Below are 24,258 nucleotides of genomic sequence, written 5' to 3'. Positions count from 1 at the left end.
AAAAGCCCAGGCTCCGGGGCGTTGCGACCAGAGGGTCAGGAGGTGTCGCACATATACAATCAACTGACTCATCAGGATCAGACTGGAAGTACCGACCCGTACAACGGATCGGACCCTGTAACATCCAGGTGCTCCTACCCGAGCGTGCGAAGGAGTAATCCGACGTACGAAGCCTTGGGAACAATGGCCCCACTCTGACAGCCTCGATGCTGGAGGTGGACCAGGAGAGGACGGAACGGTTGAGCGTAAGCAAAGAACCTACATAAAAGCTCGTGAAGCCTAACCTGCCAAAGAGGCTGACAGGCAGGACCAAAATGGTAAGCGGGTCGGATCAGGTCGACGCCCTTGACCTGACGATGTTCAGAACTCCCGCCGGGTCATAGGTTCCAACCTCCTCCGACCGCATCTTCAGTCTGATCAACTGGGTAAGCCCCACCCGTCCCGCCTCACGGCGGTAGCCTAACCGTAAGGAAAGGGGATGACGGAGGGGGTAGAGGAGAGCCGGAGAAAGCGAAGGCCGCCTTGTAATGGGGCGGATAGGGCCACCGCACGGTGGAGATCCCCAGTCCGAAAGGACGCAGACTTCCGGCAGGTCTCAGCGATTGAGAAGCACTGGGACGATGCCAACCATTCGAGACGTTAGACGATGCTCGTCATCGAACAGAAGAATGGGCGGGACTTAGAGCGCTGGTCCGATATCAACTGGACCACCGTCGAAGGAACCGTGCGTCATCTTCAGGGCCGCATCTTTCGCGCCACGGTAGACGGGGATCTCGCGAGGGTAAAGAACCTCCAAAAGCTTCTCGTCCGCTCCATGTCGGCCAAGCTCAAGGCGATCCGTCAGGTGACCCAGGAGAATGGTGGCAAGCATACGCCAGGCATTGACGGAATGGTGTGCGACACTCCGAAAGCCCGCCTGGTGCTCCTGAAGAGCGGTCTGAGCCTCAAGGATTACCAGCCCAAGCCGGTGCGTCGGGTTTACATCCCGAAAGCCAACGGCAAAAAGCGCCCCTTGGGGATCCCGACCGTGAAGGACCGCGTCATGCAGGCCATCGTCAAGATGGCGCTCGAACCGGAATGGGAAAGTCGCTTCGAGGCGAACTCGTATGGCTTCCGCCCGGGGCGCTCCTGTCATGACGCCATCGAGGCCATCCACACCACGCTGAACCGGAAGGGCTGCGCGCAATGGGTGCTCGATGCCGACATCAGCGGCTGCTTTGACAACATTGATCACGATGCCCTGCTAAAACGGCTGCCGGTGTTCACGACGACAATCCAGCGCTGGCTCAAAGCCGGCGTGGTAGATCTCGGCAACCAAAAGGACACAACAGCGGGAACCCCACAGGGCGGGATCATCTCCCCTCTGTTGGCCAACATCGCGCTGGACGGTCTGGAACGGCAGTTTGGCTGTGAGCGCCCCAACGGAAAGCTGGTGAGCCCAGCTTTGCGACGGGGCAAGAACCATGGCCTGAACCTGATCCGCTACGCCGATGATTTTGTCGTCACGGCTCCCTCACGGGAGGTCCTCGAAGACTACGTGATCCCCACAGTGCAGGCTTTCCTTGCACAGCGTGGACTCACCCTCAGCGAAGCCAAAACCCGGATCGTCCATGTTGACGAGGGGTTCACCTTCCTGGGCTTCGAGATCAGGCGTTTTGGCGGAGTTCTGCTGACAAAGCCGCAGAAAGAGAAGGTCCGTGATCACCTGCGTGCGATCAAGACCTATCTGGCTGGGCATAAGCAGACCCCAGTGGCGACAGTGATCAAGGAACTTACCCCTGTTATGCGGGGCTGGGCCTGTTACTACCGGCACTGCGCAGCCAAGGAAACATTCAGCAAAGCCACCCACTGGGTCTGGGCTATGACCTGGACTTGGGCGAAGCGTCGTCACCCGAACAAATCCAGCAAATGGATCAAGGCACGATACTTCCTCGACGATGGCTACTGGACGCTCTCCGATGGTACGGCCAAACTCTACCGTCATAGCGCAACCCGGATCACCCGGTTCACCAAAGTGATCGGACGCTCATCGCCCATGGATCCGACACAAAAGGTCGACTGGGAAGAGCGCAAGAAGCGCCAGATGGTTCAAGAGACGTTCCGAAGGAATCGGCTGGAGTTACTGCAAGCACAGAACAACGCCTGTGGTCTATGCGGTATGACTTTCTGGCCCGGCGATCCAATTGATGATCATCACCTTGCACCTCGACACACAGGTGGAGGTGACGAGAGGGATAACCGGATGCTTGTTCACCGATGGTGCCATCATGCACACCATCAACGACATGGCTATAAAGCGGTTGAGGCTTGAGCCGTATGACGGGCAACTGTCACGTACGGTTCTAAGGGGGCGGGACCACAGCAATGTGGTCCCGCTACCCGGCAATGGACAGGATGCCTTCGCATCTCTGCCTCGCGCACTACGGACCTGGGCTGATGGGGTCCAGACGGGCGCCTGCATCGTCAGGCAAGCGCAGGAACGGACCATGCCGGAGTACATCCGTCCTGGCATGGTCCCATCGACGCGGGCGGTGACGCCCGCCGCTGTCGAAGTCCACAACAATGTCCGCTGGGTCAGCCTGATATGGGGATCGGATTCCCGTCCGCAAGGGGGGCGGCCCATTCTTCTTCGATTCGAATGTCGGCGTCGAGCATCCGCCGCTTCGCCCGCTCTGCGGCCTCGTCGGCGCATTTTTCCAGATGAGCGGTCTTGTTGATCACCTGAAGGTTGGGGGCGCCCCAGAAGGCGAGCAGTTCGGGCCACGGCCGCGTGCGATGCTCCGACCAGACGGCGAAGAGCGGGACGCGATGGTCCACCTCGGCCGTTTTGAGCAGGCGCCGCCCCGTCGTCGCGCATCGCCGCTGCTGGCGCAGCTTGAGCATCCTCAGATGATCGGGCGGCGCGGTCCAGAACTGCCACGCCACCACGCAGGCCGCATGCCAGGTGGCGTTCCTGTTCGGCTTGCCGTCGTCCCAGAGATCGCAATGCCAGCCGAGCCGATAGACGGACTGTCCGCAGACGCAGCAATGCCCCGGCCCGCGGGCGAAGGCAGCCTCCCGGTAGGGAGCGGGCGGGACGCGGAAGGACGCGGCAAGGCCGTTTTCCTTGTCGCGCCCGAGACGCCACTGCCATCCCGCCGGCTGGCCGCTCCGAGCGGCGAGCGCCCGCGCCAGACGGTCGGCCATGAGCGGGCGATGCCGCCAGTAGGATTCCACCGCGCGGCGCTGGGTCGGCGGGATCAGGGGCTGCCGGAGCGCGTGCGCCAGAACGCAGCCTGGGAACAGCGCCGAGAGGCGTTTCTCGAGCCGAGCCCGCGCCTTCTGGTTCCTCTCGTCTCGCCAGGTCGACATCCGATCCGCCGCGCCCCCATGTGAATCGTGATCCGTCTTTAACGCATCGTCGTTAACGAAAAACCGGGTCCCCTTTTTCGCACGATGCCGCTAGGCTTCCACGGAAGGATCAAGAGATCCGTTGGGAGAGACGCCGATGAAAGCCCTGCGATGCGATGAACCCGGCCGCTTGAGCGTGGTCCAGCGGGACGTTCCGCGTACCGGTCCCGGCGAGGTGCTGGTGCGCATCCGGCGCGTCGGGATCTGCGGCACTGATTACCACATCTTCCACGGCAACCAGCCTTATCTCGAATACCCGCGTGTCATCGGCCACGAGCTCGCGGGCGAGGTCGTCGAGGCCCCGAGCGGCAGCTCGCTCAGGAGCGGTGACACCGTCTGCATCGAACCCTATCTCTGGTGCGGCACATGCCGCGCCTGCCGACAGGGCAAGACGAATTGCTGCCAGCACCTGCAGGTCCTCGGGGTGCATCGCGACGGCGGCGCCTGCGAATACATCGCCGTGCCGGAGCGCAACGTTTTGCCGGCGACCGGCCTGAGCCTCGACGAGGCCGCCATGGTCGAGTTCCTGGCGATCGGCGCCCACGGGGTGTGGCGTTCCGGCGCCAGCGCGGCGAGCCGGGTCGCCGTGGTGGGAGCCGGGCCGATCGGAATCGCGGCGTCAATCTTCGCGAAGGTGCGCGGCGCTCACGTGTCGGTTCTCGACATGAATGCCGGGCGGCTCGCCTTCTGCCGGGACAAGATCGGCGTCGATCACGTCTTCGAGGTTTCGCCCGACATCGACGATCGCCTGAAGGCCGCCACGGACGGCGATTTCTTCGACATCGTCATCGACGCGACCGGAAGCCCCAAGGCGATGATGAAGGGCTTTTCCTATGTCGGCCACGGCGGCACCTACGTTCTCCTGTCCATCGTGCGCGCCGACATCACGTTCAACGATCCGGAGTTCCACAAACGGGAAACGTCCCTGCTCGGCAGCCGCAATGCCACGCGGCAGGATTTCGAAACCGTGCTCGACGTCATGCGCGGCGGCGGAGTGCCCACGGCCGCACTGGCAAGCCACCGCGGCAGCCTGGACGATGCGCCGGAGCTCATTCCGGGATGGTCGGCACCCGAGGCGGGCGTCATCAAGGCGCTGGTCGAGGTCTAGCATCCTGTCTCAGGCATTTTCTTGACAATCGTCCACGAGGGGCAGAGCCTCGATCCTGTGGCAGACGAACTGTTTCTGCCCGTTCATGTTTGCGTCCGCCACGTCACCCTTTTCGGGAGGTCGCGATGCAGTCCTTCATTCCTCGAGCTACGATTTACGCTTCGGCTCTTCTGTTCGTCCTGACGCCTGCCCTGGCGCAACAGCAGTCCCAGCACGTCATGGTCAATCCAGACGACATCACCTGGAAGGACGCGCCTCCCTCGCTTCCCAAAGGGGCGCAGATGGCACTCCTTTATGGAGATCCGTCGAAGGAAAGCATGTTCGTGATGCGGCTGAAGTTCCCGGCCAACTACAAGATCCCGCCGCACACCCATCCAACCGATGAAATCGTCACCGTCGTCAGCGGCGAAGTCAATTTCGGCATGGGCGCCACGTTCGATCCCGCTAAGACGAAGGCGATCACAGCCGGCGGCGTCATCGCCATGCAACCGGGCACGCAGCATTTCGTGCAGACTGACCGGGAAACCGTCGTACAGCTGAGCACACGCGGCCCGTGGTCCATCTCCTACGTCAATCCGGGCGACGATCCGCGCAAGTCGCAATAGGCCGTGGGACAGGCTACTTGAAGATCCGGCATTTCGGCGGATCGTACTCGAACGGGACTTTGCCCTCGGCGGCAAAGAACTCGTCGAAAGCCTGCTTCACGCCGGGCCAATGCGGGTAATCGTCGCCGATGAGCACGCCACCTTGGCGGATCATCGGCCACCATTCCCGCAGATCGGCCTTGACCGCGTGAACGTCATGGCCGCCGTCGATGTGAACGACGTCCGGCCGCACATCGTGGTGCCGGAACACATGCGCCGCATTCACCGAGTCGAGCGGCAGGGGCAGGACGTAATCCTGCAGCCCCTCCCCGACGATATTGGCCGCGAAGGTGTGGTAGAGCGACGGATAGCCGTTGATGAAGTTCAGGTGCGCGAACCATTCGTCGTTGTTCCAGTGATCCCAGGCGCCGAGCCATGTGTCGACGGCGATCACGACGCCGTCGTGGTCCATCTCCCTCATCTTGGAGGCGAGCGAGATCACGGAACCGCCCTTCCAGACGCCCACCTCGACCACCACGGCAGGCCGCAAGGCCTCGACGGCCTCGGTCAGGTAGCGATGGGTCGAGCCCCAGCCCTGACGATCCTGGCGGTAGAGGCTCTCGGGATAGGCCATGAACGGGTCCCGGCCGCGCCACATCCTGCTCACCAGCTTTTCGCGGATTTTCGTCATCCGTGGTCTCGCTCTGATCCGCGCATGAAGGTGTCGGTTGCCTGCCCACCCGGACAACCGTCCTCCTGCCGATAAGGTTCACGAGGCTCCCCGCCCGAGCCGCTTGCCTACCACTTCCGGATGCCCAATCGCCGAGCATTCTGCCGCGCGTTTAGGCGACATACGCATAGCAAGAGAACATTTACCTTTTCAGCATGCACTCAGCGCATGATACGCATTCGCTCAAGCCGTCTTTTTGCGGTGCACAAGACAGGCCATATTGCTAGACGAAAGTATAAGACAGCCGAGCCGAACCAGGACCATTCCGATGAGTGCATTGCAGATCAGCGCCCCGACCTCCCTCCGCAGCCCCGCCAGCACGCGGCATGCCGGCCCGGTGCTGCGCGTGCTTCATGCGGTGATCGCCGCCATGGGCGAGACCAACCGCCGTCGGGCGGAGCGCGAGATCGCCAGGATGGCCCGGAGCTACGGCATCGTAGCCGCCCAGCTTCGTGACTGAAGCTCGACCCAAACTCGAATTCAGGAGATCACCATGATCATCGTCAGCATCCTCCGCCTCTTCCGCAGCATCCTTTCCGACGCCCGACAAATGCAGCGTGAGGCCGTCCGCCGCCACCCGAACCTCGACTGGTAAACCCCAGCCGGAATTCTCTCTTTCAAGGAGACACCACCATGATCACGTCCATGATTCTCGCCCGCCTCGCCTCCTGGCGCCGTTACCGTCAGACCTTCCGCGAGCTCGACGCTCTCAACGACCGGGAGCTGGCCGATCTCGGCATGGGCCGCCGCGACATCCGCGCCATCGCCCGGCAGGCTTCCCGGTAAGTTACGCCGCAGGGGCTCTCACCCAACGGCGCCTAGGCCGCCTGCGCGACGCCCTGGCACAGGAATCCGACCGGTCGCGGCGCCCCATTGAGATAATAGGACTCGATGCGCTGGATCGTGAAGCCGGCCTCGTCGAGCAGTTTCTGAACGGGACGGGTCAGGTTGCACCCCACTGCGAGCTTGCGCCAGATCGGGTTGAGACGATGCTGCCAGGCGGCCACGCCGGCATCGCTCGACAGACCGTGCTCCAGGAACAGCACGCGTCCTTTCGGCTTCAGCACGCGCCGGACCTCGCGCAGAGCCTGCGCCGGATCCGCCACCGAGCACAGGGTGTAGGTAATCACCGCCGTGTCGACGACCGCGTCCGCCAGGGGCAAAGCCTCCGCCGGCGCCTGGATGATCTCCAGGGGAACCGGCGAGTGGCGGCGGCGTTCGCGGCCCAGATCCAGGAACTCCGCGATGGGATCGACGCCGATCACGCGCGTGACGCGGGCCGGGTCATAGAGCGGCAGATTCAAGCCCGGTCCGATCCCGATCTCCAGCACCGTGCCGGTCGCCTGCGGAACGACCTTCTCGCGCTCGGCCGCGATCCCCTCCATCGCGCACAGGCAACTGACGAAGCGCGGGCCGATATGGCGTGCATAGAACCCCATTCCGAGGTCCTCCCGTTTGAGTTTGGAAAAGATGCCCCCTTTTCCAACCATAACCTGCGCGGCCACTGCGCTCTGTGAGCCAGCGCACGCCGTCCCAGGCTTCGATGCATTTTCCCTCAAAAGCGGCGCCACGGATTATCCTTAATTTAACCAAGCCATCGTTAAATGACGCCTCGTAAAAGTATTGCTTCACGCATGAAGGCCTAACCGCTCCGGCCTCGTATTCCGGCCCTGACGAGCAACGGGCAAGTCATGCGCGATCGAGTTGTTGCGTAGAGTTCGCCATGTTGCACAGTTCCTACCGGTCAGGCGTCCGTGTCCCGCGCAAGAAGCGGCGCAATCTCTTGCCGACGGCGGTTCTCGTGGCGATCTCCATGAGCCCGCTCGCCTATTTCGTCGATTTCGAGCATCGGAGCGACGAGCCTCGCGGCGAACAGGTGAGCAGCGTCACCGCTCCGGCGCCCGTCCAGGTCGCCGCTGTGATGAACTACGACCCGACGCTGGTCGATCCCACGCTCGCCATGAAGGCCGAGGCCCTGCATTTCGCACGCAATGCTCCGCTGCAATCGGGATTCAAATTGTCCCCGGCGCAGAGCCAGGTACGCGTTGCGCCGGTTGCGCCTGCGACACCTGCACCGCCCGCCGAGCCCGCGCCTGTTTTTGCGATGGCAGAAGCGCCTCAGGCTATTCCCGCGCCGGTGCCCCTGCCCGTGCCGCGCCCTGCCGACCTGATGCCTCCCAAGGCTGCAGCGCCGGTCCAAATGGCAAGCGCACCGCCACGCGCGCCGATGACGCAAAGGACCGTGGCCCCAGTCAGTGCACCGGCTGACAACCGCTCCTTCATCGAAAAACTCTTCGGCATCAAGCCTACCACCCCACCCGAGGCGGCGCTCAGCTATGCTTCGCTCGACAACGGCACCGGGAGCATTTCTCCGACATCGCGCTTCGTCCCCTCGCCTGGGACCGGAAGCGGCGGGACCGCCGTCTACGACATCACCGCCCAGGTGGTCATCATGCCGAACGGAGAAAGGCTGGAGGCGCATTCAGGCCTTGGCGACATGATGGACAACCCGCGCTACGTGAACGTGCGAATGAAGGGCGCAACGCCACCCGGCACCTACGTGGTCAGCGAACGCGAAGCGCTCTTCCACGGCGTGCGGGCCCTTCGTCTCACGCCGGTCGGCGGCAGCGCCGCCATCTACGGTCGCGACGGCATTCTCGCCCACACCTACATGCTCGGCCCACGCGGGGACTCGAACGGATGCGTGTCGTTCAGGAATTACGACCGCTTCCTCCAGGCCTATCTCCGGGGCGAAGTGAAACGCCTCGTCGTCACCGCAGGCCACGGCCAGGACCTCCTCCCCCGCACGGCCCGACGCTCCGATCGCGCCATCTGACGCGGAGCATCAGCATCTCCGCCGTCTTGGCCAGGCAAGAACGCCGGTCACCTGGACGGGGCTGCCCCGCCTGAGCTGCTTCCTGACGACAATGTCGTGCGCGCACGCTCCATCAACGTCGTGGCTGCGTCCACGCAGGCCCTCATGCTGTCGCGCGGATCGCAGCGCACCGCCAGGGTCGTGTCTCCGGCGCGCAGCAGAAAGCCGGCGCCGCGCTGTGGGGCACGTGCCGACATTCGGCCGTCGAGCCCGCGCAGGAGATCGTCGAGATCGCGATCCTGCCGGCCGTAGGACGTCCCACGGTCGCCGGAATCGTCGGAACTCTGGCTGAAGGCAGGCAGGGCAACCAGCATCAATCCCACCGCCAGAAGAAGGGCTTTCTTCATTCACTCCTCCCATCGCTCGATCCACGTTCGAACTAGTCGCGGCAAACGCGCCTGCGCACCAGGACCAGAAGACTTCCATCCTGGTTCCTGAGGCTGCGGGTCAGGATGTAGCAGTCCCCGCTCATCCGCTCAGCAAGACGCTCCCGCAGACGGCCTCGCAAGGCGCCGCCGTTGTCCTCGTCGTCCCAACGTGAAGCTAGCCGTTCACGCAGACGCTCTCGCAAGGCTCCGCCACCGTCCTCCTCGTTCCACCGGGAGGCCAGGCGCTCGCGCAACCATGGATGATCTCTCAGGAACTCTTCTGCCCTGCCACGGCGATCACTGCGCTCCTGCAGCAAATCCATGAGTTCGTCGCGCTGGTCCCGCCGTTCTTGGATCAGATCCAGCAACATGTCGCGACGATCGGCGCGGTCCTGCAACCAGCTTCGCAGAAAATCACGCAAACGGCCGTCGCCGATATCGCTCCCGCCGTTGTCCCAATCGCTCTCCTGGGCGGCTGCCGGAGTGGCTGCTGCGAGGAAGAGAGAGGGCGAGACGACGAGCGTGAACGCCGCCATCGCCAAAACAGGCCATCGGGTCATGATGCTTCTCCAATCTCGAACCAAAACAGCTTCGACTCGGACGCACATCCGCGCTTTCATGCGTGCCTCCTCTCGTCCAACCAACCCTGAGGAGATGCGGCGCGGGAAACCAAGCTTCACCATGAAGGCCAGTGCCGAGGAGCAAGCGCCGGAACGCCACGACCTCGAGAACAGGACCAAAGGCACTGGGTTCACCGGCCCCACCATTGTAGCATCCATGATGGCTTCTTTACGTCTGAGCGCCGCTGAAGCGCTCAGCGTCGTTGAGCAAAAGCGGTACCGTGCTGCCTCTTTTGGGGATCGTTTCCGATTATCAAACAAAGCATCGCTCAGGCGTACGTCCTCCGGCGCTGCTGTCGCAAAATGTTCAGTCATTGTCCTCCTCGATCAAGCAGCCTGCGGCCCGACGTGGTTTGATCAGTTTCCGTGAAGACGGAACCAGGAACCCATGACGCTCGGGTTCCAAAGGGAGCGATGCCATGAAGGTCACCATCGGAGCGTCCAGTGCGATGCTGCTCGGCATTCTGCTCGCATCGGCACCAGCATGGTCGCAGCAAAAAAACGGCCCGTTCACCGCCTCCGGAGAGATCAAGATCCCGTCTCAACGCGAGCTTGAGCGGGACGTCTTCAGCGAGCCGCGGAACAACTTCTCGCCGATCGACTCGGTCGCCATAGGCGAGATGGACCATATGGACCGCCAGATCGACAACCTGGTCGAGCGCGGCATCTGCGACGGCTGCTGACCGCAGAGCCCGGCCGTCCGAACTCATCGACCGACACCGTTTTGTGAGGAGGTTTTCTCATGTCCAACACCGCCAATATCGGAACACCGCTTCCGGGGCGCACAGACCAGGAGCTCGAGCCGCTGCGCGTCAAATGGGGATGGATCGTGGCACTCGGCGCGGTCTTCGTGATCGCCGGCCTCATCGCCCTCGGCAGTGTTGTCCTGGCGACGGTTGCATCGGTCGCGGTCGTCGGGGCCATGATGCTGGTGAGCGGCATTGCCGAGATCGTCAACGCCTTCAGCGTGAAGAGCTGGGGCAAGTTCTTCCTATGGGCTCTGCTCGGAGCACTCTATGTGGTGGCAGGCGTCGTGACCTTCCGCAATCCACTCCTGGCCGCCACGGTTCTGACGTTCATGCTCGGCGTTGCGTTGATCGTATCAGGCTGCCTGCGCATCTTCCTGTCCATGCAGATGACGCAAGGCACGCCTTGGGTCTGGGTCGCACTGTCGGGTGTCGTCACCCTGCTCGTCGGCGGCATCATCCTCGCTCATTGGCCCATATCGAGCCTCTTCGCGCTCGGCATCTTTCTCGGCATCGACCTGGTCTTCGCCGGAGCCGGCTGGATCAGCATGGGACTCGCCCTGAGGCATCGGCGGACCTAACCGAACTCCTCTCGAGAACATGCCGGAGCATGGCCCACGTATGTCAGGGGCGGCAAGGACAATCGCAGGAGGAACTATATATGAACAACATCGACAAGTCCGCCGGTCCACCTAAGAAAAGTCGCAGACACGGCGCGCCTGCCTCGTCATCGGACCAGACCATTCGGCCGGACCGTTTCGCCGTGACGCTGGATGCGAAAACCGGCGCGATCATTCAGATCGAGGGCATCGACGCCACTGGCGCACGTCATGAACTCTCGAAGGACGAGCGGATCAACCTGACCAAGGACAACGGCCGGGCTGGACTGGAGGAGCTTCTCGAGCAAGCCTTCGAGGCCGGGATTGCCTGCGTGCTGGGAGGCAAGGCCGAACCTGATGAAGCCAAGGAGCCCAAGGAGGATGCCGATCTTCGTCGCATTCTGCTGAAACCGCTGATCGATGAAAGCCCGGCCGCGCGCCTAATGCGGCGCGACGTGCTGGACCGGGCCATCGTCGAGACGTTGATCCACCACAGCCTCAAATCCCGCTCCAAGCCCCCCGAGGGAAGGCCGGCGAAGGAGCCGGGGCCTGATCGCGCCGCCCCTGAAGCAACCTGATAAAGAATAGGAGACTGTCATGGCTTTAAGCGCTCGTGATGATGACCTTGCGCGCGTCCTGATCGGCAGCCGCGTGCTGAAGCGTCAGCGCATGCGTCGCCTGTTGCTCGCCCACCTCCTGCGGGAGGGACGAGAGGACGAGGACGAGGATGTCGGCGAGGAGGATTTCGGTGAAGAGGAAGGCGAGGAAGGCGGCGACATGGGCCGCATTCTGCGACTCCCGCTCGCGGCCGGGGCGGTGAGGCGCCGGCGCATGCGGCGCCTGCTGCTGGCCCACCTTCTGCGTGAAAGGCGCGCCAAGGAGGAGGATTTTGGTGAAGACGACGAAGGCGAGGAAGGCGAGGAAGGCGGCGACGAGGAACGCCGTATCCTGCGCCTGCTGATCGCCAGCCGCCTGCTGCGGCGCCGGCGCATGCGCCGTGTGCTCCTCGCCCATCTCCTGCGTGAAAAGCGGGGAGAGGACGAGGGGTATGGAGATGAGGACGAGGATGAGGATGCCGGCGAAGAAGAGGGAGGCGACCAGGAACGCCGCGTCCTGCGCCTTCTGATCGGCAGTGCGATCCTGAGACGCCGGCGCGTCCGCCGCATGCTCCTGGCCCACCTCCTGCGCGAGAAGCGTGGCGAGGAAGAGGGTTACGGCGAAGAGGAGGAAGGCGAGGAAGGCGTTGACGAACGCCGGCTTATGCGCCTTCTGATCGGGAGTCAGATCCTGCGACGCCGGCGTGCTCGCCGCATGCTTCTTGCCCACCTCCTGCGCGAGAAGCGCGAAGCGGCCTGACCTGCACGTCCAAAGGCGGCGGCGCGGTGCGGATGGGTCGGAGACCGGTTCTCCGGCCCATTCAGCACAGCTGCTCGCCCTGATTGATGGAGGGGCTCTATGTCCGATACAGCGCCTCTCACCCGCAGGCAGAAGACGGTCAGCGAACTCAAGCGTTTCGGGATAATCTTTTTCTATTTCTGGGTCCTGCTGGCCATTTCGTCCCTGCACAAGTCACTGATCCTGGAGGAAAGCGGCCTCCCCTACCGGCAAAGTTTTGCGATCATGAATGCGCTGGTATTGGCGAAGATCCTGTTCGTGGCGGAGGAGCTGAAGGTCGGCGAGCGCTACGAGCGGGAGCCGCTGATCTATGCGATGGTCTTCAAGGCGGCTGTCTATTCGGTTCTACTCGCGGCCTGCGAGATCCTTGAGGGCCTCGCCGTCGGATACTTTCGCAGCAAGACCATCGCCGAAAGCCTGTCAGACGTTGGCGGCGGCACCTCGTTCGGAATCCTGACGACGACATTGCTCCTGTTCGTCGCCCTCTTTCCCTTCTTCGGCTTCCGCGAGCTCTGCGCGGTGATCGGCGAACCGGAGCTGCACCGTCTTCTGTTCGTCAAGCGCATACGCTTGAGAACGATGGACGAGAGGTGACCCGATCGTCACCGTGCTTCTGTGGCAAGCCCATCAGCGTTCCCTTCGGTGGCTGACAGCATGAGAACCGTCGCCTCGAGCGCCATTCCCCTTCAGCGCATGCTGATTTCCACGCCGCTCACATTAGCGTTGAGCTCAAGCCCGATGTTGCGGCCACGCAGCTCAAGAACCACGCCCCTCGCATTCTGCAGTCGTATGCCGGATGCGCCACCACCGACCGCGACACCTCCGCCGACGGCCGAATAGGTTCCGATAATGTCGGTCGCCCGACGCAGGTTATACGCCCGTCCGACCAGATCGGCCTTCGATGCTCCAATGGTTGCACCCAGACTCAAGCCACCGACGCTCAGGGGATATCGCCGCCCCTGGAAGACGAGCGTTCCCCTGCCCCCGCCGACACCGACTATGAACCCAGCCTTCGCGATCTCAAGGCGGATTGTTCCGGTGGCGGCCCATCCTGGTTCCATCAGCACCGGCGAGGTCAAGACTGCCAGCGAAAGCAAACAACCACGGAGCGCTTGTCGGCATCTGAACATGGGTCCCTCCCTATCTCGCGAGCGCGGGAAAATTGCTTGTCCATTATGCTCCTGAGTGTAGGCACTTGCCACCCACCCCTGACATCGATGCGGAGCAGCTTGCGGACGATCAACTTCTTGCTGCTGTTCCAGGCACTCGCGCAGGAGTGAGGGTGGTTCGGTCGCTGCCGTGCCCAAACGAGCCACGATCTCGTGTATGATGCTGTCCAGACCTGTCGGCACGATGAACCTGGAGGTGAGCCATGACACTTTTCGAGGACCGCGAGCGGGCCTTCGAGCAGATGTTCGTACACGACGAGGAGGCGCAGTTCCGGGCGCTGGCGCGGCGCAACAGACTGCTTGGGCAATGGGCCGCTATGCAGCTCGGCCTTAAGGGCCAGAAGGCCGACGATTATGTCAACGAGATCGGTCGAAGCCTGGTCGCACGGGTCGTCGACGAGGGGCTTGTCGAGAGGCTTCGGTCCGATTTCCAGGCCAGCGGCGTCAAGCTTGCCGACGAGCAGATCCGTGAGAAAATGGCCGAGCTGATGGCGACAGCCGTCACCCAGGTCCGCTCGAGCACCTGGTGAGTGGACAAGTTCCCGCCTTACGCGGGCAGCTCCGTCAGGCGAACAGGGCGGGAAACCGTTATCCCTTTGCCCCTGATCCCCCGTTCACCGACTTGGTGCAGATGGTCATCAGCCGTCCGAGCTCGGCGTTGTAGTCCTGCAGGGTTTCCTCCATCCAGCGCGACTGGATGGCAGCGACATCCGCCAGGCTCTTGCAGGCAATCATTTCACGCGCGATCTCTCCATCTTTCTCCAGTCGCATGGAGACAAAGCCGATCATCTCGCGCTGACACTCGGCGCTCGCGGAGAACCAAGCTTCCGTGGCATTCGACAGGGCCTGACCACCGCCATCGGGCACAGCGATCCCGATCCCGATGCCGCTGCGCAGCGTGTCCGATACTCCCGATCTTGTCTGAATCGTGGTCATGGATCGCTCTCCTTGCATGAACTGCATCTTCAGAACGAAAGGGTCGCTTTCACCTGTTCCAGGCGGCTGATGGCGAAGTCGGCCTCTCGGCGAGCCCGCTCGTCCCGCATGGCCTCACGCATCGTTTCCAAGCGCAGGATCTCCTCGTCGAGGCGATCTCGCGTGAGTTCCTCGGGCGGCAGTGCTCTCTCGGCCAGGACCGATACACCGGAATTGGTGATCTCGACGAAGCCGCCCCGGACAAAGGCGCGATGGCCATGTCCTTGCGAGTCCGTCACCGCGATGATGCCTGGGTTGAGCATCACCATTGTCGGTTCATGTCCCGACATGACGGTCATATCGCCCTCGGTCGCGGGCAGCATCACCGCTCGCACCTCGCCGGAGAACATGACTCGTTCCGGCGAGATCAGTTCGAAAAGCAAAGTAGCCACAGCAATTCTCCCTGATTCCGGCCTCAGTGCCCACCGAGCACGAGGGTCTGTATTGGATACAGCAGCGCCTGGATGCGCAGGAGCATCGCATGCACGAGTCCGACTGCATCCACAGCGTGGAGAGCGATCCCCCGCATCGTGCCGGTTTCGGGCGCGATGATTTCCTCATGATGGTTGCTGTAGGCATTGACGATGCAGCTGCTGCCGGGGGTGACGCCGTTGAACCCGCCCTCGTAAAGGGGCTCGAGAAAGGCCAGGACGGTTCCCGGCCGCGTCACCTGCTGCGCGTCGAGCAGCTGCTCGCCGCTGCGGAGCTGCCCGGCGGCGATATAGTCCTGAACGCCAGTAATCACCATCGGGATGATCGTCCATGGCTCCGACGCACAGGTCGCCTCTGCCACCATTCCGACCTTTAGCGACTGCGACTCGACCTGCCCGAACCCGGCCTGCAGACGTCCCCTGCCCGCGCCTTCCGGAATCAGGATGCCGGCTGAACGTATGAGCGGGTTGACGACATCGCCCACACGGAGCGTGAACTGCTCTACCCGCCCATCGACTCCAGCCCGGACGACGGTCTTCGATAAATCGACCTCGGCCTGGGCCAGCTCGGCTTCGGCGCTGGCCTTCTGAGCGGGGAGCAACGTGGAGAGCTGCGCCTCGGCCTGCTGCTTGGCGGCGTTGGCGGCGTCTATGCTGCCCTGGCGGCCTTCGACGGCGACCTGCAGCTTCTCGATGTCGCGCGTGGCCACAGCGCCTGGATTGCGCCGATAGATCTCCTGCTTGGTCTCCAGCTCGTCCACCGCCTGCTGGTAAGCGCTCCTGGCCTCCTGGATCTTGCCATCAGCGACCTGGATGTCGGCCTGGGCGACCACCATGGCGGCTTCGGTTTCGGCAATCCTGCGTCGGGCCGTTTCTGCTGCTGCCTCCTGCTTGGAGCTGTCGAGCCGGAAGATCGGCGCGCCTTGTTTGACCGCACCGCTGACGCCGTCGACATAAATCTCGGCGACCCGACCGTTGGTCTCGGGCAGGATTGGGATGGTGCGGAAGTATGCGGTGGCATTCGTGGTGGCCGGATGGTTATAGAAGACCACCGTTATCAGCCCGATGGTGAGCATGAGGCAAGTGACGATGCCCCACCGCAATTCGAACCACATCGAATAGAGCGTGATCTCTTTTCCGATCCGCTTGCCCTGCCCGTAACGGCGGTAGAGATAATCCGGCAGGATCGTCAGCATGGAGCAGAGGATAAGCTCAAGCATGGGACTGCTCCTTCGGAATGCGATAAGGAGTGATGGTGGTCGGCACTTCGACTGGTCCCTCGTCCTGGGTGACGGCGGGAGCACCATTATCCGGCACGTCGTCTGCGCCCTTGCCCGGTGGAATGCCGGCGATCTTCTCGAGTGATCCGGCCATTCTGTTGAAAGTGCCGCCGAAGTCGGGAATGTCGATCAACGCGAGCAGCAGCCCGGCCACCCAGAAGATGTGTATGTGGGTGAACAGAGCCAGAAGACCCAGCACGGCGACGATTTCGAACTGAAGCTTGTTCCCCCTGTGGGCGATCCGCTCGGGCAGCGTATGCAGGCGCAAAAACAGGAGCCCGACAGCCAGTACGGCGAGAACCAGAAATATCGCCACGATCACCGTAAGAACATCGGTCCCGCCAGGCGCGGTGATGAAGATCGGCAGATGGTGAGGAGCAGCAGGGTTTATCGTTGCGGTCATATAGTCTCTCCAACAGGCGGTAGGGAGACAGCCTCCGACGCATCCTTCAGAGGCGTCGGCCTCGTCAGTTCAGGGGAAATCGCGAGGTCGGCCTCGGTCGCGGCAACGACCTCCTCGACGGTGACGCCCTCCTGCGTCTCCAGCAGCGTCGCACGGCCCTCCGGGAAACCGATCACCGCGAGCTCCGTCACAACAAGATCAACCGGCCGAATCGAGGTGAGCGGCAGCGAGCATTCGCGCACGATCTTCGGGCGGCCCTTGGCGGTGTGCTGCATGGCGACGATGACGCGCTTGGCCCCGGCCACAAGATCCATGGCGCCGCCCATGCCGGGCACCATCTTGCCCGGCACCATCCAGTTGGCGAGGAGGCCGTGCCGATCGACCTGCAGGCCGCCGAGCACCGTGAGGTCGAGATGCCCGCCACGGATCAGGCCGAAGGACATCGCACTGTCGAACGTGGACGCCCCCGGCAGGGCCGTCACGGGTTTTCCACCGGCGTCGGTCAGCCACGGCAGCACCATGCCGGGTTCGGGCACCGGGCCGGTGCCGATGAGGCCGTTCTCGGACTGGAAATAGACATGGATGCCCTTGGGAACGAAGGTGGCCACGAGGGTGGGAATGCCGATGCCGAGGTTGACCAGCATGCCGTCCCGCAGTTCGCGGGCGATGCGTCTGGCGATGAGGGATTGCGCGTCCATGGCGTCAGCCTTTCGCAACGAGGTAGTCGACCACCGGAGCGGGCGTCATGACGTGGTCCGGCGAGACGACACCGACCGGAACGATGTTTTCCGCTTGGACCACGACGGTCTCTGCCGCCATCGCCATCAGCGGGTTGAAGTTGCGGGCGGTGAGGACATACCCGAGATTGCCGAGGTAGTCGGCGATGAAGGCATGCACGAGGGCGAAGTCGGCCCGCAGGGCCGGCTCCAGCAGGTAGTCACGGCCATCGACCGCGATCTTCTTCTTTCCCTCTTCTGCAACGGTGCCGATGCCGGTCGCGGTCAGGATGCCGCCGAGCCCGAAACCGCCGGCACGGATGCGCTCGGCGAGCGTGCCCTGCGGGACGAGGTCGACCTGCAGCTCTCCGGCCAGCATCTGCTGCTGCGTCTCGGGATTGAGGCCGATGTGGCTCACGATCACCCGCCGCAGCAGTTTGGCCGAGATCAGCTTGCCGATGCCGATCCCCGGTGCCGCCGTGTCGTTGGCGATGACGGTCAGATCGCCTTTCTGCTGCCGCACGAGTTCATCGACCAGCGGCTCCGGCGTCCCGACGCCCATGAAGCCGCCCACCATCAGGGTCGCTCCTGCCGGTATCATCGCAACGGCTTCTTGCAGTCTGATGGTTCTCATCCGGCTCTCCTCATTGCGCGGCGGCGTCGTTGCGGCCCCAGTCCTGGAAAAGGGTGTAGGCGACGGCGAGCAGGACGGGTCCGAGAAAGACGCCGATGATCCCGAAGGTCAGCAACCCGCCGAGTACGCCGAGAAAGATCATCACCATCGGCATCCGGACCCCACGGCTGATCAGGTACGGCCGTAGGACATTGTCGAGGTTTCCGACCAAAAGGCCGTTCCAGGCCATCACGAACACCGCCCACCCCGTGTGGCCTTCGGACATCAGCCACAGTCCTGCCGGGAGCCAGAGCAACAAGAGCCCCACTGGCACGAGGGTGACGACCATCCCCACGGCCCCGAGCAGGATGGCTCCGGGGACGCTCGCAAGCCAGAAGCTGAAACCAAGCAGGATGCCTTGGACGAGCGCCGTGCCGAGGACCCCGTTGACGACGCTCTTAATCGTGGCGCCCGCCGTCTTCAGCACGTGGCGCGCCCGCCAGCCACCGAGGCGCGCCATCGCCCATTCGACACGGCTCTCCACATAAGCGCCGTCGCGATAGAAGAAGAAGGCCAGCACGATGCCGAACCCCACCTGGAGGGTACCTGACAGGAGCGTGCCGCCTTGATGCAGCGCCCAATCCCGCAACGGCACCGCATAGGGCGACAATGCGGGTCCTAGCCCCTTGCCCTGCTGGGATGCCTCGAGCCAAACCGTCTCCACCTTCTGACCGATGAGGGGAATGCGCCCGAGCCAGCCGGGCGGCGGCAGCCCCTGATCGATGGCGGATCGGGCGGCGGCGGTGAGCCGTCCGATATCGTCCGTCAGGTTCGCACCCAAGGCCAGAAGTGGGAGCACGAGCAGGCCGGCGATCGTCAAGGTCATGAGCAGGGCCGCGGCGGTCGGGTGCCGACCCAATCGCCTCTGGGCCTTCCGAAACAGAGACCAGGTCGATACGCATAGCGTGACGGCCAGGAAGATCGCTTTGAGGAACGGCGCCAGGGTGTAGATACAGCCGGCTGCCAGCACCAGAAGCAGCACGAGCCCGAGCGCCTTCTCCACATAGGATGCTTCGGAAGCGGCACCCGGCTCCCGGCTGTTCAACGCGTCCTGTGGATCGACCGTACGCACAGTCTCCTCCCGTTCCGACGGCCTCAACAGCCGGCACAGATGCTGCGGAGCGTCCGGCCCAGTCGCCGGTCCATCTCGCGGAACTTCCGGTCTGCCTCCGACTGACCGCTGTTGGCGTTCGTCGGCATGTCCTCCTTTTGGACGGTTGGGGGTGTCGGCTGGCGGGACTTTGGCCGGACAGGGACAGGCCCTGGCGTCTGCGCTGCGACGGCGCTCGCCAGAAGGAGTGCCGGCGCCGTCAGGGCGGCAACCCTGCTCAAGGGCAAGAGAATGGAAGACATTCGAACCTCCTGGTTCGACCGCGTGCTCACGCATGATGCCCGCTCAGGCCATGATGCTGAGCCCGCCGTCGACGTAAGTGGTCGTCCCGGTGAGCCTTCTGGCGAACGGCGTCGTCAGATAGGCCGCGGTGAGGCCCACATCCTCGATGTCCACCAGTTCGCCGATGGGCGCCCGCTCGATGGCCTCGGTGAGAAGGACGTCGAAATCCTTCAGGCCGGAGGCCGCCCGGGTTTTCAGAGGACCGGGCGAGACAGCGTGCACCCGAATATGTTTGTGCCCCAGCTCGTAGGCGAGATACCGCACAGCGCTCTCCAGGGCCGCCTTCACCGGCCCCATCAGATTGTAGTTCGGCACCACCTTGTTGGCGCCGTGGTAGCTCATGGCGAGAAGCGTGCCGCCCTCTTTCATCAGCGGTTCGGCCAAGCGCGCCATGCGGATGAAGGAGTGACACGAAATGTCCATCGCCACCTTGAAGCCTTCGTCCGAGCTGTCGACAAGTCGCCCCTGCAGATCCTCCTTCGGCGCGAACGCGATGGAATGCAGCGCGATGTCGAGGCTGCCCCAGGTCGTGCGGATCTGCTCGAAGACGCCCTCAAGCTGACCACTCTGCGCCACGTCGCAGGGCGCGAAGATCGCAGCCCCGAGTTCCTCGGCGAGAGGCTCGACAAAGGGCTTTGCTTTCTCGTTGAGATAAGTGACGGCAAGATCGGCGCCGAGCTCACGGAAGACCCGCGCACAGCCATAGGCGATCGAATGCTCGTTGGCGATGCCGACGACGAGGACCTTCTTGCCGTGCAGGATCTTCGATTGGATGGCGGCTTTGCTCAGTTCATTGGGTCGGTCGTTCATGGATTAGCCCTCGTGCGTCGCGTGTCGCTGGTGCGACGGGCGGAACGCGGCCTTGCCCCGGTCCCTGGATGTTCGTCCGTCTCGCGTTCCACCAATGTAAAAGTGATCGGCTCGCCCTTCGTTTTGCCTTCGTTATCGTCTTCGGCCAGCAGGCGCCTGATCTCGCCGAGCAGGGCGATCTGCTTGGCATTGGCCTCGATCCTCCCCTCCACGCGACCGAGCATATCGAGCAGCCTACGCCGGTCCGCAGACGACCGGAGGAGCTTGGGAAGGGCCATGAGTGCCTTCACCGGCTCGAAATCGACGATGTAGGACTGCTCGCGAATGACATTGCGGGCCTCGTCGGTGGGCATGTCGAGCAGCCCGATATCCTGGCCAATAAGTTCTCTCGTCCTCTTCATGGCCGAAAGCCGGCGGCGCCCGGTTCCGGCCTTCATCAGGAGAAGCGCCGCCCGGACCATGGCTTCCGTGCGGTCCCCTTCCTCGATGTGCGACAGCGCCTCCTTCACGGGTGGAGCGTTGCGGGCGTCGATGGGCTCTTCTGCGGCGGCTTCCTTCTCTGCTCCGATGCCGATCCCGGCCGGACCGTAGATGCGGAAGAACCTGTTCTCGACCGCAGCATCCCGCAGGTCACGGTAGAGGTCCCACGAGGCCGAGGTGACGGCGGCGGCGCAGCGTTCCATCTTTGCCGCCATGCCGTCATTGTCACGCGGCGCTCGGTTCGCCTTGGCGATGTCCGCCACGCCCTTGATGGGCCATAGGAAGGGATTGAGGTCCGATAGGGCCCAGCGCTGAACTCTTTGAGGATTGAACGCCCTGGAGAGCCCGGCCGCGGCCGGTGTGACCATCGGCGCAATGAAGGGATGAACGAAGGTCTCGTAAGCGGAAGCGAGCGCCTCAGAGGTCTTTTCGACGGCCTCGAAGGGCATTTCGTCCTTGCGGTTGTATTTCTGCAGGACCTGCAGCTCCTCGACACGCCGCTCGGTCAGCACCACATCGTAATGCACGCTTCCATCCGTGTTCTGCTCCTCGATCTGCATGCCGTAGAGACCGGGAGGCAGATGCTCGATGTAGTCGATGAGATCGACGATCTGGGTGTATTCCCGCTTGGCGACCGAACCCGAGACGAAGATGCCGAGATGACCGACGCTCTTGTGCATCAGGCCGACGAACACCTGCCCGTTGGCCTTCAGCGCTTCGGTGGTCGGATACAAATCGGCTACCCAGTTGAAGGCCTGCTGCGGCGGCGTGATGTTGTCGCCGAGCGACGCGAACAGGATGATGGGCGACCTGATCGACCTCAAGTCGAAGGCACGCCCTTCGGACCACTCGGCATCGCCAGCCGCCAAATTGTTTCCGACGAACAGGTTCTCGACGATCCACTTGATCTCCTGCCGGTTCATCAGGAAGAAGCCGCCCCACCAGCGCTCGAACTCCAGGAAACGCTCGGGCTCGGTGTCGATCTTGGAGAACAGCGTGTAGTACTTGTCGAAATAGGTGTTGGCCGGGTTGAGATACTCGAAGTTCTCGACAAGGTAGGCACCGTCGAACTTTCCCGCGCCGAGATCGCTGGTGAGAAGCGCCGGCCAGAGGCCGCCGAGAACCCCACCCGCATAGCGCATCGGATTCTCGCCGTCGTTGCCGGCCCAGTACGACATGGGAGCACCGTTGATGACGATCGGGCCGACGAGATCCGGTTCAACGGCGCCGACCAGCATGGAGGCCCATCCGCCCTGGCAATTGCCGAACAGGACGGGCTTGCGGGTCTTGGGGTGACGATCGCCGACGATGCGAAGGAATTCGGCCTCGGCCCGGGAGACATCCGCAAGGGTTTGCCCGGGCATGGGTTCAGGGAAGAAGATCACGAAATAGACCGGGTGCCCTGCCTTGAGCGCGACGCCGACCTGAGAGGCCTCCTTGAAACCGCCGATGCCGGGCCCATGACCAGCACGCGGGTCGATGATGACGAAGGGCCGTCTCTCCGGGTCCGTCTTGACGCCTGCCGGCGGGACGATGCGCACGAGAGCGTAGTTCACGGGTCGTTCGAACGAACGGGCGTCCGCCACGATCTCCCAGTCGAAGGCCAACAGGGGGGGCTTGCCGGCCTTCTCATGCTCGATCCAGTTGTTGCCGCGCTGGCGCAGCGTGTCCCAGAACAGGATGGAGCGCTGCGTGAAATCGAGCCAATAGGCACTGGCGTCGCGCCAGAGATCCAGAGGCGATGTTGAGCGGACCGAACCATCCCTCAGCGGCTCGCCCGCTGCCTTCACAGCGTCGAAGTAGCGTTCAAACGCCTTCGCGCAGCGTTCCTGGTAGACTTGCGCGACCTTGGCCTGCGAACGACCGAGTTCCTTCAGGCGCTCGTGCCCGCCATCGTGTCGTTCTTCCGTTCTGGATTCGACTTCCTGCATTGCTCTTGTCCCGTCGAATTTCGCTTCCGAGGATCTCACTTCTTGGTGTCACCCCATTTGAGGAAGAAGCCGATGTCGCCGGGCAGGCCACCCGGCCATTCGATGATCAAGGCGCTCAGCCTGAACCCCGCGGGGCGGAGTTGGTCGCGCCACAGTTCGTAAGCCTGGCGCGGGCGTCCGGTGAGGGTTTCGGGCCAAGTCTGATCCGAGTTGTTGATCGCCCGCCCATGATCCGTGCACAGGGCATTGGGAAAGCGCATGACCATCAGTTCGGTCTGACCGCGCTCCGCAGCCGCCCGCAGCTTCGCCTTCAGGGGCTGGAGGATGTCCCGCAGCGCATCGGGCGTCAGGTTGAGCGGCTCGGACAGGCGCTTGATCAGATCCTGGCGCGCCTTCTCGGCGCGGTCCATGCCCTCGACGGACTTGGTGGCCTTCGCCATCTGCATCTCGGTCATGTAGTTCCGCAGATCGGACGCCGACATGAACGTCTCATCCCCAAGCTCCTGCTGGGCGGTGGACTCGTCCGGCTTTGTCTTCAGGGTTTCCATGGCATCAATCTCCGTGGTCAGGATGCAAGTTTGGCCCGTGTCGCGCCGAGCACGCTGCGCGTCTGTCGGGCGATCACAAGCTCTTCGTTGGTGGGGATGACCCACGCGGTGGGTCCGGACCCGGAGGAGATCCGTGGGCCGCCACTGCGGTTGGCCGCCTCGTCGAGGTTGAGCCCGGCCCATCCGAGGCCGGCGATCACCTCGGCGCGGGTCGCCACGTCGTTCTCGCCGATACCCGCGGTGAAGACGAGCCCGTCGAGCCCCCCCAGCGCCGCCACGAGCGAGCCGATCTCTCGGGTGATGCGGTACACGAACAGGTCGATGGCGCGCCTGGCATTCGGATCGCTCGCCGCCTTAGAGCGCAGCACCCGCATGTCGTTCGAGATGCCGGAAACCCCAAGCAGCCCGGACTTTTTGTACAGCACGCTCTCGGCCTCCGCCGGGCTGAGCCTCATCTCCCGCAGCATGAAGAAGATCACCCCGGCATCGACAGCGCCGCAGCGCGTCCCCATTGGCAGACCGTCGAGGGCAGAAAAGCCCATGGTCGTCGCAGCGCTGACGCCGCCGTTGAGGGCGCACAGGCTCGCGCCATTACCAAGATGCGCGACGATCACCCGTCCCTTCGCGAGTTGCGGGTCGTAGTCCTTCAGTACCGACGCGATGTAGTCGTAGGACAGGCCATGGAAGCCATAGCGCCGCACGCCGCGCTCGCGCATCTCGCGCGGCAGGGCGAACAGGGTGGCAATGTCCGTTTGCGTCTGGTGGAAGGCGGTATCGAAGCAGGCGACCTGCGGCATCCCCGGCAGGCGGCGGCGCACGATCCGGATCGGCTCCAGGTTGTGGGGCTGGTGCAAGGGTGCAAGCGGCACGAGCGCCTCAAGCCTCTGAATGACGGAGTCATCGACCAGCACAGGAGTGGAGAACGCCTCGCCGCCATGAACCACCCGGTGCCCGATGGCGATAGGCTTGCGCTCCTCCCGGAACTGGCTCAGCCACGAGACGAGGTGCATCAGCGCCTCCTCGTGCCCGATCCG

General features: G+C 63.4%; 31 protein-coding genes. 13 read left to right on the top strand and 18 right to left on the bottom strand.

Annotated elements, in window-relative coordinates:
* Positions 1-646 precede the first annotated feature (646 nt).
* On the top strand, positions 647-2,311 hold the full coding sequence (gene ltrA / locus DDF70_RS27840; RefSeq protein WP_114944599.1) for a group II intron reverse transcriptase/maturase: 1,665 nt from the start codon (positions 647-649) through the stop codon (positions 2,309-2,311).
* Positions 2,312-2,574: 263 nt separating this feature from the next.
* Here the strand turns inward: ltrA and DDF70_RS27835 are convergent, their stop codons facing one another.
* Positions 2,575-3,351 (bottom strand): hypothetical protein, encoded by a 777-nt coding sequence (locus DDF70_RS27835; protein WP_114947986.1) that lies wholly within the window; start codon positions 3,349-3,351, stop codon positions 2,575-2,577.
* A 136-nt stretch (positions 3,352-3,487) separates the two neighbouring features.
* Between DDF70_RS27835 and DDF70_RS27830 the strand changes: the two genes are divergently transcribed.
* Both DDF70_RS27830 and DDF70_RS27825 read left to right on the top strand, forming a co-directional pair.
* Positions 3,488-4,498 carry a zinc-binding alcohol dehydrogenase family protein gene (locus DDF70_RS27830; RefSeq protein ID WP_114947985.1) on the top strand — a complete coding sequence of 337 codons (1,011 nt, stop codon included), beginning with the start codon at positions 3,488-3,490 and terminating at the stop codon, positions 4,496-4,498.
* 125 nt (positions 4,499-4,623) lie between these two features.
* Positions 4,624-5,103, top strand: coding sequence for a cupin domain-containing protein (locus tag DDF70_RS27825; RefSeq protein ID WP_114947984.1), 480 nt, complete (start codon positions 4,624-4,626; stop codon positions 5,101-5,103).
* 13 nt (positions 5,104-5,116) lie between these two features.
* Here DDF70_RS27825 and DDF70_RS27820 read toward each other — a convergent pair whose 3' ends face one another.
* Positions 5,117-5,773, bottom strand: coding sequence for a class I SAM-dependent methyltransferase (locus DDF70_RS27820; RefSeq protein ID WP_114947983.1), 657 nt, complete (start codon positions 5,771-5,773; stop codon positions 5,117-5,119).
* 307 nt (positions 5,774-6,080) lie between these two features.
* On the opposite strand from DDF70_RS27820, the gene DDF70_RS27815 reads away from it, so the two are divergent.
* Both DDF70_RS27815 and DDF70_RS27810 read left to right on the top strand, forming a co-directional pair.
* Positions 6,081-6,272 carry a hypothetical protein gene (locus DDF70_RS27815; RefSeq protein WP_162820715.1) on the top strand — a complete coding sequence of 64 codons (192 nt, stop codon included), beginning with the start codon at positions 6,081-6,083 and terminating at the stop codon, positions 6,270-6,272.
* A 173-nt stretch (positions 6,273-6,445) separates the two neighbouring features.
* Positions 6,446-6,598 carry a DUF1127 domain-containing protein gene (locus DDF70_RS27810; protein WP_114947981.1) on the top strand — a complete coding sequence of 51 codons (153 nt, stop codon included), beginning with the start codon at positions 6,446-6,448 and terminating at the stop codon, positions 6,596-6,598.
* 32 nt (positions 6,599-6,630) lie between these two features.
* Here the strand turns inward: DDF70_RS27810 and DDF70_RS27805 are convergent, their stop codons facing one another.
* Positions 6,631-7,251 carry a class I SAM-dependent methyltransferase gene (locus DDF70_RS27805; RefSeq protein ID WP_114947980.1) on the bottom strand — a complete coding sequence of 207 codons (621 nt, stop codon included), beginning with the start codon at positions 7,249-7,251 and terminating at the stop codon, positions 6,631-6,633.
* A 284-nt stretch (positions 7,252-7,535) separates the two neighbouring features.
* Between DDF70_RS27805 and DDF70_RS27800 the strand changes: the two genes are divergently transcribed.
* Positions 7,536-8,648, top strand: coding sequence for a DUF2778 domain-containing protein (locus DDF70_RS27800; RefSeq protein ID WP_114947979.1), 1,113 nt, complete (start codon positions 7,536-7,538; stop codon positions 8,646-8,648).
* Between the two features lie 47 nt (positions 8,649-8,695).
* Here the strand turns inward: DDF70_RS27800 and DDF70_RS27795 are convergent, their stop codons facing one another.
* A complete protein-coding gene (locus DDF70_RS27795) occupies positions 8,696-9,034 on the bottom strand; it encodes a hypothetical protein (protein WP_114947978.1) in 339 nt (112 codons plus the stop codon).
* Positions 9,035-9,066: 32 nt separating this feature from the next.
* Positions 9,067-9,615: a hypothetical protein gene (locus tag DDF70_RS27790; protein ID WP_162820714.1), complete on the bottom strand. Its 549-nt coding sequence runs from the start codon at positions 9,613-9,615 to the stop codon at positions 9,067-9,069.
* A gap of 121 nt (positions 9,616-9,736) precedes the next feature.
* Between DDF70_RS27790 and DDF70_RS27785 the strand changes: the two genes are divergently transcribed.
* The 6 genes from DDF70_RS27785 (at position 9,737) to DDF70_RS27760 (ending at position 13,009) form a co-directional block, all read left to right on the top strand.
* On the top strand, positions 9,737-10,045 hold the full coding sequence (locus DDF70_RS27785) for a hypothetical protein (protein ID WP_114947976.1): 309 nt from the start codon (positions 9,737-9,739) through the stop codon (positions 10,043-10,045).
* Positions 10,046-10,094: 49 nt separating this feature from the next.
* Positions 10,095-10,358, top strand: a complete 264-nt coding sequence (locus tag DDF70_RS27780; protein ID WP_114947975.1) for a hypothetical protein — start codon at positions 10,095-10,097, stop codon at positions 10,356-10,358.
* 59 nt (positions 10,359-10,417) lie between these two features.
* Positions 10,418-11,002, top strand: a complete 585-nt coding sequence (locus DDF70_RS27775; RefSeq protein WP_114947974.1) for an HdeD family acid-resistance protein — start codon at positions 10,418-10,420, stop codon at positions 11,000-11,002.
* 80 nt (positions 11,003-11,082) lie between these two features.
* Entirely contained in the window at positions 11,083-11,598 is a 516-nt protein-coding gene (locus DDF70_RS27770) for a hypothetical protein (protein WP_114947973.1), read from the top strand.
* A gap of 19 nt (positions 11,599-11,617) precedes the next feature.
* Positions 11,618-12,376, top strand: coding sequence for a hypothetical protein (locus tag DDF70_RS36995; RefSeq protein ID WP_162820713.1), 759 nt, complete (start codon positions 11,618-11,620; stop codon positions 12,374-12,376).
* Positions 12,377-12,475: 99 nt separating this feature from the next.
* Positions 12,476-13,009: a hypothetical protein gene (locus tag DDF70_RS27760; protein ID WP_114947971.1), complete on the top strand. Its 534-nt coding sequence runs from the start codon at positions 12,476-12,478 to the stop codon at positions 13,007-13,009.
* 92 nt (positions 13,010-13,101) lie between these two features.
* Here DDF70_RS27760 and DDF70_RS27755 read toward each other — a convergent pair whose 3' ends face one another.
* The gene (locus DDF70_RS27755) at positions 13,102-13,476 is read right to left on the bottom strand and encodes a lipid-binding SYLF domain-containing protein (protein WP_245435668.1); all 375 of its coding nucleotides are present in this window, start codon (positions 13,474-13,476) and stop codon (positions 13,102-13,104) included.
* Positions 13,477-13,787: 311 nt separating this feature from the next.
* Between DDF70_RS27755 and DDF70_RS27750 the strand changes: the two genes are divergently transcribed.
* On the top strand, positions 13,788-14,114 hold the full coding sequence (locus DDF70_RS27750) for a DUF1476 domain-containing protein (RefSeq protein WP_114947969.1): 327 nt from the start codon (positions 13,788-13,790) through the stop codon (positions 14,112-14,114).
* A 58-nt stretch (positions 14,115-14,172) separates the two neighbouring features.
* Here the strand turns inward: DDF70_RS27750 and DDF70_RS27745 are convergent, their stop codons facing one another.
* The 12 genes from DDF70_RS27745 to DDF70_RS27690 all read right to left on the bottom strand — a co-directional run.
* Complete coding sequence (locus DDF70_RS27745; RefSeq protein ID WP_114947987.1) at positions 14,173-14,520, bottom strand: phasin family protein; 348 nt, start codon at positions 14,518-14,520, stop codon at positions 14,173-14,175.
* 29 nt (positions 14,521-14,549) lie between these two features.
* Positions 14,550-14,951: an ATP synthase F1 subunit epsilon gene (gene atpC / locus DDF70_RS27740; protein WP_114947968.1), complete on the bottom strand. Its 402-nt coding sequence runs from the start codon at positions 14,949-14,951 to the stop codon at positions 14,550-14,552.
* Positions 14,952-14,974: 23 nt separating this feature from the next.
* On the bottom strand, positions 14,975-16,210 hold the full coding sequence (locus tag DDF70_RS27735) for an HlyD family secretion protein (RefSeq protein WP_114947967.1): 1,236 nt from the start codon (positions 16,208-16,210) through the stop codon (positions 14,975-14,977).
* The gene (locus DDF70_RS27730) at positions 16,203-16,673 is read right to left on the bottom strand and encodes a hypothetical protein (protein ID WP_114947966.1); all 471 of its coding nucleotides are present in this window, start codon (positions 16,671-16,673) and stop codon (positions 16,203-16,205) included. The genes DDF70_RS27735 and DDF70_RS27730 overlap by 8 nt, the downstream gene beginning before the upstream one ends.
* Entirely contained in the window at positions 16,670-17,371 is a 702-nt protein-coding gene (locus DDF70_RS27725) for a 3-oxoacid CoA-transferase subunit B (RefSeq protein WP_114947965.1), read from the bottom strand. Before DDF70_RS27725 ends, DDF70_RS27730 begins: the two co-directional genes overlap by 4 nt.
* 4 nt (positions 17,372-17,375) lie before the next feature.
* The gene (locus DDF70_RS27720) at positions 17,376-18,023 is read right to left on the bottom strand and encodes a CoA transferase subunit A (RefSeq protein WP_114947964.1); all 648 of its coding nucleotides are present in this window, start codon (positions 18,021-18,023) and stop codon (positions 17,376-17,378) included.
* A gap of 10 nt (positions 18,024-18,033) precedes the next feature.
* A complete protein-coding gene (locus DDF70_RS27715) occupies positions 18,034-19,134 on the bottom strand; it encodes an AI-2E family transporter (protein ID WP_114947963.1) in 1,101 nt (366 codons plus the stop codon).
* A gap of 23 nt (positions 19,135-19,157) precedes the next feature.
* On the bottom strand, positions 19,158-19,415 hold the full coding sequence (locus tag DDF70_RS27710) for a hypothetical protein (protein WP_114947962.1): 258 nt from the start codon (positions 19,413-19,415) through the stop codon (positions 19,158-19,160).
* A gap of 43 nt (positions 19,416-19,458) precedes the next feature.
* Positions 19,459-20,265 carry an enoyl-ACP reductase FabI gene (fabI, locus tag DDF70_RS27705; protein ID WP_114947961.1) on the bottom strand — a complete coding sequence of 269 codons (807 nt, stop codon included), beginning with the start codon at positions 20,263-20,265 and terminating at the stop codon, positions 19,459-19,461.
* Entirely contained in the window at positions 20,262-22,676 is a 2,415-nt protein-coding gene (locus tag DDF70_RS27700) for a DUF3141 domain-containing protein (protein ID WP_114947960.1), read from the bottom strand. The genes fabI and DDF70_RS27700 overlap by 4 nt, the downstream gene beginning before the upstream one ends.
* Positions 22,677-22,711: 35 nt before the next feature.
* Positions 22,712-23,224 carry a hypothetical protein gene (locus DDF70_RS27695; RefSeq protein WP_114947959.1) on the bottom strand — a complete coding sequence of 171 codons (513 nt, stop codon included), beginning with the start codon at positions 23,222-23,224 and terminating at the stop codon, positions 22,712-22,714.
* Between the two features lie 17 nt (positions 23,225-23,241).
* Positions 23,242-24,258: acetate/propionate family kinase (locus tag DDF70_RS27690; RefSeq protein WP_114947958.1), on the bottom strand; the 1,017-nt coding region annotated here is incomplete at its 5' end.

The organism is Microvirga calopogonii (assembly GCF_003347665.1).
Classification (GTDB): domain Bacteria; phylum Pseudomonadota; class Alphaproteobacteria; order Rhizobiales; family Beijerinckiaceae; genus Microvirga; species Microvirga calopogonii.
The sequence above is the reverse complement of the archived record's forward strand: the minus strand, read 5'-3'. Positions and strand labels throughout refer to the sequence as shown.